We start from the raw sequence: 7112 nt of genomic DNA, 5'->3' as shown, positions 1-7112 counted from the left end.
CCTTATTTGACACAAGCGGCTCCAGCCGCTCCTAGGCATTCCGCTGCGCGCAGTTGATCGCGTGCACCACAGCCGGCAGCGCTAAACAAAGCGCTCAGCCAAAAATCACCATCCACCACGATGCATTCGCCGGTCATGTCGCTGGCCGCCGGCAGACAAAGGAACAGGTCACCGCGGTGCGTGCGAACAGCTTTTTTACCAATCCCCATTCCCGATTCCCCAATCCCGGTTTTTTTTGGGAGGGACTTCAGTCCCGACGCCGTATCACCCGGGGCGTACCGCACTGCGCCTTTCATCTGCTGCCCTGCGCGCGCGCAGCCGCCACGCAAAGGGCTGACCCGCTAGAACCCATAACGCAAAAAGCCCCCATCCACCGCGATGCATTCGCCGGTGATGTAGCTGGCCGCCGGCAGGCACAGGAAGCCGACCGCCGCCGCCACTTCCTCCGGTTCGCCGATACGGCGCATCGGCGTGCGCTCGATCACTTGCTCGTAGTAGTCCGGATCCGACAATGGGCCGGAGGTGCGGCGGGTGCGGATGTACCAGGGCGCCACCGCATTGACCCGGATGCCGTCCTCGGCCCATTCGGCGGCGAGGTTGCGGGTAAGCTGATGCAGCGCTGCCTTGGTCATGCCGTAAGGCGCGCCGCTGCGCACGTGGGTCAGTCCCGACACGCTGCCGACGTTGACGATCGCCGAGGCCGCATGCTGCGCCAGCAGCGGATGCGCGTAGCGCGACAGCTCGAACGCGGAGAACAGGTTGGTCTCGAAGATGCCGCGCCATTCGTCCTCGGTGTAGTCCACCGCGGCCTTGCTGACATTGCCGCCGGCGTTGTTGATCAGCAGGTGCAGGCCATCGGCATGGTCCTCGACCCAGTCCAGGATCTCGCGGCGGTCCTCGTCGTCGGCGACGTCGGCGGCCAGCGCCAGGATCTCGCGCTCGGGAAAGGCCTCGCGCAACTCGTCGCGCGCCGCTTCCAGCGCATCGAGGTCGCGCGCCACCAACAGCAGGTCGGCGCCGAACCCGAGCAGTTCGCGCGCGATCGCCAGGCCGATGCCGGCGCTGGCGCCGGTGATCAGCGCGGTCTGTCCGTCCAGCCGCCAACGGTGCTGCATGCGCGTGCCTGTCTGCTCACATGGGAGGCGTAGGATGATACCTCCACCCTCGAGGAGGTCGTCGCCATGTCCGCACCACTGCGCAGGATGACGTTGGCATTGCCGCTGCTCGCACTGCTGGCCGCATGCAAGCCGGAGCCGCCGCAGCCGCCCGATGCGCCGCCACCGCCGAAGGCCAGCGCATTGCGCAGCGCCATCGCACAGCCGCTGGACCGCGCCAGGCAGACCCAGGCCACGCTCGACCACGCCGCGGCCGCGCAGCACGCCGCGCTCGACGCCGCGACCGCGCAATGAACAACGCCGGCCACGGGGGCCGGCGTTGCAGGAAGCAGGCGACGCGCTCGCAAGAGCGCGCCGCTGCCGGCGCAGGGCCGGCTTACAGACCGCAGAAGCAGTAGGCCAGCGCCTTCACCGGCGCGCCCGGACGGGTGTCGGCCGCGTCCTTGACGAAGCGCAGCTGGGTGTCCAGTTCCGGCAGGCTGCGCGCCAGCAGGGCGTGGCCCAGCGCCGAGTCGCTCAGCATCCACACGCCCAGGCGGCTGCCGGCGAACCCGCTGACGAACTGCGCGAACGGCGTGGCCGGCTTCTCGACGTAGCGCACCCGGTACTTGTCCGGGCCGCCCAGCTTGGCGCGCGCCGCGGCATCGGCCACCGCGTCCTTGAAGCCGCCGAACGCGTCCACCAGCCCGCGCTCCTTGGCCTGCGCACCGCTCCACACGCGGCCGCGCGCGACCTGGTCGATGGCCTCGACCGACTTGCCGCGCGCCTGCGCGACCTTGCCGGTGAAGTCGGCATAACCTTTGTTGATCACCGACTGGATCAGTTGGCCCACCGCCGGATCCATCGGCCGGGTCATGTCGAAGGCGCCGGCGAAGCGGGTGGTGCCCACGCCGTCGGTGTGCACGCCGATCTTGTCCAGGGTGCGGGTGATGTTGGGGATCATGCCGAAGATGCCGATCGAGCCGGTGATCGTCGACGGGTCGGCGTAGATGCGATCGGCGTTCATGCTGATCCAGTAGCCGCCGGACGCGGCCAGGTCGCCCATCGACACCACCACCGGCTTGCCGGCAGCCTTCAGCGCCACCACCTCGCGGCGGATCTGCTCGGAGGCGAACACTTCGCCGCCCGGCGAATCCACGCGCAGCACCACCGCCTTGACCGCGTCGTCGTCGCGCGCCTGGCGCAGCAGCGCCGCGGTCGACTCGCCGCCGATGCGACCGGCCGGCTGTTCGCCGCCGCTGATCTCGCCCGCGGCGACCACCACCGCCACCTGCGGACGCGAGTCCACCGGCGAACGGCGCAGGTCCAGCTGCTGCAGGTAGCCGTCCAGGTCGACGTTGCGGTAGCCGGTGTCGGCATCGTCGTCGGCGACGCCACGCTTGGCCAGCAACTGTTCGACGTCCTCGCGGGTCTTCAGGCCGTCCACCAGCTTCTGCTGCAGGGCGAACTTGGCCAGGTCGCCGCCGGCGGCGGCCACGCCCTCGGGCATGGTGTCGATGCCGGCGTTGATCTGCTCAGGCGCCAGCTTGCGCGCCTTGGCGATGTCGGCCACGTAGCGCTGCCACACATCGTTCATCCAGAACAGGTCGGCTTCCTTGGACGCCGCCGAGGCCGCGTCGAGCACGTACGGCTCGGCGGCGGACTTGTATTCGCCGACCTTGAACAGGTGCACGTCCACGCCGAGCTTGTCCTGCAGGCCCTCGCGGAAGTACTGGCGGTAGCGGCCGAGGCCTTCCAGGGTCATCGAGCCCATCGGGTCCAGGTAGACCTCGTTGGCCTGCGCGGCCAGCAGGTACTGCCACTGATTCAGGTTGTCGCTGTAGGCGACGATCTGCTTGCCGGAGCTGCGCAGGTCCTGCAGCGCCTTCTCCACCTCGCGCATCGAGGCGAAGCCGCTGGGCTGCAGCTTGTCCAGGCGCAGCGCCACGCGCTCGATCTTCGGGTCGGTCTTGGCCGCCTCGATGGCGCGCACCAGGTCGCGCAACTGGATCTCCTGCGCGCCCTTGTCGTTCATCGCCTTGGCCAGCGCGCGGCTGACCGGGTCGGCGCTGAACTGCTCGACCAGCTTGCCTTCCGGCGCGATCAGCAGCGTGGTGCGGTCGCGCAGCGCCTTGCCGCCGTCGCCGCGCGCCATGGCGAACACCATCGCCAGCAGGATCAGCAACAGGAAACCGAAGAACACCAGGTTGAAGATCAACCGGCGGGTGAAGTTCATCACATCCCACAGGCCGACGAAGAAGTTGGCGACGGGGCTGCGACGCACGGGTTGGTTCATGGAAAGCTCCGAAAGGAAGGCGTCTTGCGCCTGCGCAGCATACCGGCTGCATCAGGCGCCGCACATGCGTCTGAAGTCAGGGGGCCGCCGGCGCCGCCAGCAGCCGCGCGCTGCTCCAGCGGAAGCGCGCACCCATCATCACCGCGGCCGCGGTCAGACCCAGGATCAGGCCGATCCACATGCCCTGCGGTCCCCAGCCCAGCCACAGGCCGAGGCCGGCGCCCAGCGGCATGCCCAGGCCCCAGTAGGAGCACAGGGCCAGCAACATCGGTACGCGGGTGTCCTTGAGGCCGCGCAGCGCGCCGGCCGACAGCACCTGCACGCCGTCGGGGAACTGGAAGGTGGCCGCGTACAGCAGCAGCGTGGAGGCCAGCGCCGCCACCGCCAGGTCGCTGGTGTAGACGCCGACGATGGCGTCGTGGCCGACCAGCAGCACCAGCGCCGACAGCGCCTGGGTGCCGAGCACGATCGCATAGCCGGCCCAGGCCGCGCCGCGCACGCCTACCGCGTCGCCGGCACCGGCGGCGCGGCCGACCCGCACCGTGGTCGCCTCGGCCACGCCCATCGGCACCATGAAGCACAGCTGCGCCACGTTGATCGCGATCTGGTGCGCCGCCGCCGGCACCTCGCCGAGCCGCGCGATCAGCAGCGCGGTGACGATGAACAGGCCGCCTTCCATCAGGATGGTCACGCCGATCGGCAACCCGGTCTTGAGCAGCCCGACGATCGCGCGCAGGTCCGGCGCCTCGAACCGCGCGAACAGGCGCAACGGCGCAAAGCGCCTGGACCGCGCCAGGTAGATGGCGAAGCACAGCGCCTGCGCCCACATCATGATCGCCGAGGCCATGCCCAGGCCGCCGGCGCCGTGCTCGCGCAGACCCCACAGGCCGAAGGTCAGCGCATAGCCGAGCGGCGCCAGCAGCAGCAGGCCGCCGAAGCCGAGCAGCATGGTCGGCAGGGTCCAGTGCATGCCTTCGCTGAGGTAGCGCATGCAGAAGTACAGCACCAGCGCCGGCACGCCCCAACGGATCGCAAGCAGGAAGTCGCGCGCGCCGGGCACGATCTCCGGGGCGATGCCCAGTTGCGGCAGCGCCATCGGCATCACGCTCAGGAACGCGAACATCAGCAGGCCCAGGCCCAGCGACAGCCACAGCGCCTGGCGGAACAGCGGCCCGATCTGCGCATGGCGCTTGGCGCCGTCGAGCTGCGACACCGAGGCGGTCAGGGCGATCAGGGTGCCGATCGGGATCATCATCGGCAGCCACAGCAGCGCGGTGCCGACCGTCACCGAGGCCAACGTGCGGGTGCCGTGGTGGCCGGCGATCACGTTGTCGACGAAGCTGATCAGGCCGGTGGAGACGTGCCCCAGGACCAGCGGCAGGGCGAGCTGCGCGGTGGTGCGCAGTTCGCGGCCCCGGACCGAGGCCGGGGTGGAAGACGAAAACATTGCAAGACTCTGGCGATCCCGCCGACTGCGGCCGCGCAGACAGCGCCGGCACCGGGTGGCGGAGGCCGGGCATTCTACCCGCTGCGGCGGATGACTGCAGGAAAGCCGGGACCCGGGGCCCGGGACCGGGGACCCGGAAAGCCAGAGCGCCCGAAGCGACTCAACGTGCGGCGCGCTGCTTCAGCCAGGCACCACGGCTGTCGGCGCCCTGCGCCAGCAGGTCGCGGCGCAAGGCGGCACGGTCCTGCGGCGGGGTACGTTGCGACAGCAGCGCCAGATGCTCGCGCTGGTCCGCCGGCAGGCCGCGCACCAGGCCCAGCAGTGCCTGCCGCTGCGCCTCCGGCACGTAGCCCAGCAGCGGCTGCAGCGCCCAGAACTCGGCGCCCAGTTCCGGGCCGAGCAACCAGCCGTGGCGCTCCAGGGCGTCCATCTCGGCGAACTGCGCATGCAGGCTGTGCTGCTGCTCGATCGGCAGGCCGGCGAAGGCCGTGGCGACCTGACGCAGCCGCGCCTGCGCCGCCGCCGGCAGCGCATCCCAGGCGGCCTGGCGCGCGCGCAGTTGCGCCGGGGTCAGCGCCGGTGGCGTGGTCGCCGCGGGCGCGACGGCCGGGGCAACGGTGGCAGCCGGCGGGGCTTCGGCGGCCTCCGCCAAGTCGGCCGCGCTGGGAGCACTGCGCTCGATCCGCGGCGGCGGCGCGCCGGCCGCGTACCACGCATAGAAATCCAGGTCGTAGATCGCCGGCTCCGGCAGCGGCGCCGGCGGGTCGGCCGGCAGCGGCGGCGCGCTGGCGGTGTCCGACTCCGGCGGCAGCACTTCCACCTGCACCGGGCCGGTATCGCCCAGCGCCAGGCTCGCGTCGCTGCCACCGGCCGCGGTCGCGGCACGGGACCGATGCCAGGGCAGGCGGTCCCAGAACAGCGTCCCGACCAGGGCCAGGACCACCACCGCGATCACCGCCCCGGCCAGGCGCGTGCGCAGGGCCGAGCGCGCGGCGCGGCGGCGTGGACGCGCCGCGGCCGCGGCAGAGGCCGGCGCCTTGGCCGGCGCAGGCGAGGCCGTGCTGCCGGCGATCGCCGCATCGCGCAGTTGCGCCAGGGCCTGCAGCCGCGCCGGCGGCAGGTCGCGCAGACACTGTTGCGCCGCGTCGGCCAGCGCGCGCCAGCCGGCCGCATCCGGACGCCCGCCGGCGTCGCGCGGACAGGCCCGCGCCAGCGCCTGCTGGTAGTCCTCGGTGGTCAGCTGCAGCACCTGCGCAGCCAGCGGCTCGTCCAGTCCGGCGACGATGCGCAACAACAGCGCCAGGCGGTCGGCCGGCTGCAGGCTGCGCAGATGCGCCAGCGGCGCCGGCCAGGCACCGTCGGCGGCATCGGCCTGGCGCAGGGTGGGCACCGCAGCGAGCAGCTTCCAGAACCGCAGCGGCCAGTCGGCCATCGGCAGCGCCGCGGCGTGGCTGCGGAAGGCCCGCATCGCCGCCGCCAGGGCCGGCATGCCGCGTTCGGGCCGGCCGCTCTGCAGGTCGGCCAGGACCGCGGCGCGGCGTTCGATGCCGCGCAGGAACGCGGCCAGGGCGGGCGGTGCGGCCACGCCGTCGGAAGGGGACGTGGCGGTCATCGGGACTCCATCATCGGCGCGATGATAGCGAGGCAGCCGCCACACCGCGCGCTTGACAGCGGCGTCCCGATCGGCTCACCCGCGGCCGTCGCGACGGCCGGTTGTGCACAGCGCCGGAAATTGGCCTGCGACAGGTCTTGTCAAGCCCCCGCGAAACCATGTTGCATCTGTGTTTCACGGCCAAGTTGTTGTTTCGAAAAGAATAAATGCGATTGGCGCTTTTTTGTCCAACTCGTGGCAGAGGCTTGTGAGTCCGTCTTCACGGCGTGGAGCATGCCCGTCATGCACAGCTTTATCCACAGCAGATGTGGATAAATTCGATTCCCCAAGCGCGGCGGCCATTTACGACCGGTTTATCACTTTTAGGGCAGCAATCGCGCGCAACTCCCGACCCCCGGAACCCACTTTGCGGCGGCCGCTAGGGCGTGTCACCAATCCCCGAGCATGCCGCGCCGTGATTGCGCGTGCCTGTGGCAAGGAAGAGCGAGGAAGTGGACGTCCGTCCACGCCCGAGCGATGACGCGGCCACGGGCGTGCGCAACCGCGGCCCTTCGGGTTGGGTCTGGCAGGCGCGCAGCCGGCGCCGCGCAGCTTGACCTGACGGCCAGTCAGGCGCTGCGCCACGCAACGCCGGCAGCGCGCCTGCCAGACCCAACGCGGCAT

General features: G+C 70.9%; 5 protein-coding genes. 1 reads left to right on the top strand and 4 read right to left on the bottom strand.

Features of this window, described 5'->3' with window-relative positions; translation table 11 throughout:
* Window positions 1-341: 341 nt before the first annotated feature.
* The gene (locus CEK66_RS20070) at window positions 342-1115 is read right to left on the bottom strand and encodes an SDR family oxidoreductase (RefSeq protein ID WP_017914851.1); all 774 of its coding nucleotides are present in this window, start codon (window positions 1113-1115) and stop codon (window positions 342-344) included.
* 87 nt (window positions 1116-1202) lie between these two features.
* Here CEK66_RS20070 and CEK66_RS20065 point away from each other — a divergent pair, with 87 nt between their 5' ends.
* Entirely contained in the window at window positions 1203-1409 is a 207-nt protein-coding gene (locus CEK66_RS20065; RefSeq protein ID WP_152238057.1) for a hypothetical protein, read from the top strand.
* Between the two features lie 82 nt (window positions 1410-1491).
* Here CEK66_RS20065 and sppA read toward each other — a convergent pair whose 3' ends face one another.
* From sppA to CEK66_RS20750, 3 genes are all read right to left on the bottom strand, one after another.
* Window positions 1492-3390, bottom strand: coding sequence for a signal peptide peptidase SppA (gene sppA, locus CEK66_RS20060; RefSeq protein ID WP_017911991.1), 1899 nt, complete (start codon window positions 3388-3390; stop codon window positions 1492-1494).
* A 76-nt stretch (window positions 3391-3466) separates the two neighbouring features.
* Window positions 3467-4837 (bottom strand): MATE family efflux transporter, encoded by a 1371-nt coding sequence (locus CEK66_RS20055; protein ID WP_017911990.1) that lies wholly within the window; start codon window positions 4835-4837, stop codon window positions 3467-3469.
* Window positions 4838-4997: 160 nt separating this feature from the next.
* Window positions 4998-6449: a hypothetical protein gene (locus tag CEK66_RS20750; protein WP_226978700.1), complete on the bottom strand. Its 1452-nt coding sequence runs from the start codon at window positions 6447-6449 to the stop codon at window positions 4998-5000.
* Window positions 6450-7112 lie beyond the last annotated feature (663 nt).

It is taken from the genome of Xanthomonas sp. LMG 12460, assembly GCF_009192895.1.
GTDB lineage: Bacteria > Pseudomonadota > Gammaproteobacteria > Xanthomonadales > Xanthomonadaceae > Xanthomonas_A > Xanthomonas_A sontii.
This window is presented reverse-complemented; position numbering and strand designations above follow the sequence as displayed.

Coding starts and splice junctions, on each gene's coding strand:
- CEK66_RS20070 (WP_017914851.1), bottom strand. CDS start 1,115: ATGCAGCACCGTTGGCGGCTGGACGGACAGACCGCGCTGATCACCGGC.
- CEK66_RS20065 (WP_152238057.1), top strand. CDS start 1,203: ATGACGTTGGCATTGCCGCTGCTCGCACTGCTGGCCGCATGCAAGCCG.
- sppA (WP_017911991.1), bottom strand. CDS start 3,390: ATGAACCAACCCGTGCGTCGCAGCCCCGTCGCCAACTTCTTCGTCGGC.
- CEK66_RS20055 (WP_017911990.1), bottom strand. CDS start 4,837: ATGTTTTCGTCTTCCACCCCGGCCTCGGTCCGGGGCCGCGAACTGCGC.
- CEK66_RS20750 (WP_226978700.1), bottom strand. CDS start 6,449: ATGACCGCCACGTCCCCTTCCGACGGCGTGGCCGCACCGCCCGCCCTG.